The organism is Flavobacterium tructae (genome assembly GCF_002217475.1).
Lineage (GTDB): Bacteria > Bacteroidota > Bacteroidia > Flavobacteriales > Flavobacteriaceae > Flavobacterium > Flavobacterium tructae.
Window position 1 is genome coordinate 1 of sequence record NZ_MUHH01000093.1, and the last position, 967, is coordinate 967.

The window sequence follows — 967 nt, forward strand, 5'->3', positions numbered from 1 at the left end:
ATTACAGCATTCACCATACCCATATCCATAGCTTCCTGAGCAGAATAATTTCTACCTAAAAAGAAAATTTCACGCGCTTTTTTCTGCCCGACCATTTTAGCCAGATAAGCGGATCCGTAACCACCGTCAAAGCTGGTTACGTCGGCATCTGTTTGTTTGAATATGGCATGCTCTTTACTCGCCAAAGTCATATCACAAACAACATGCAGACTGTGTCCACCGCCAACTGCCCAACCCGGAACAACCGCAATAACCACTTTTGGCATGAAACGGATTAAACGCTGTACTTCAAGAATGTTTAAGCGATGTTGTCCGTCATCCCCCACGTAACCCTGATGCCCACGTGCGTTTTGATCGCCTCCACTGCAAAAAGAATAAACTCCGTCTTTTGTAGAGGGTCCTTCTGCAGACAGTAAAACCACTCCTATCGAAGTATCTTCCTGCGCATCGTAAAAAGCCTGGTACAATTCTGAAGTTGTTTTTGGACGGAATGCATTTCTAACGTTTGGTCTGTTAAAAGCAATTCTCGCAACTCCGTTACATTTTTTATACGTTATATCTTCAAATTCTCTGGCTGTAATCCAATCCATTTCTGTTTGTTTTGTTTTTAATAATTGATAGTGTAAAAATAAAGCATTTTTATATTTTTACCTACCGCTATTTGTTTTTAGTCGCAACTAAAATCTGTTGTAATGTTAACAATTGGTATAATCTTACAAATAATAATAATTTTAACAGTAGTTTTAAAAAATAATATTTAATTTTACCACCTAGAAATCAATGAGATACATTTTATTTCATTGACTAGAAGATTGATTTTCTTTCACTGATTTATTAACCTAAAAAATGATTTTTTTGAGAAAATTTAAAAATTTTGTCGCTCATTATTTTACGGTTTTTATTCATACGCCGTGGATCAATGAGCAAATGATTTATTCATTTGTTGAAACTTCGAAAAGGAGATAGT

1 protein-coding gene is annotated in these 967 nt (G+C 35.5%); it reads right to left on the reverse strand.

All coding sequences use genetic code 11. The features are described from left to right. Window positions 1–590 (reverse strand): enoyl-CoA hydratase-related protein (locus B0A80_RS20600; RefSeq protein WP_089078507.1); only part of this gene is annotated, 590 nt, incomplete at its 3' end. Window positions 591–967 lie beyond the last annotated feature (377 nt).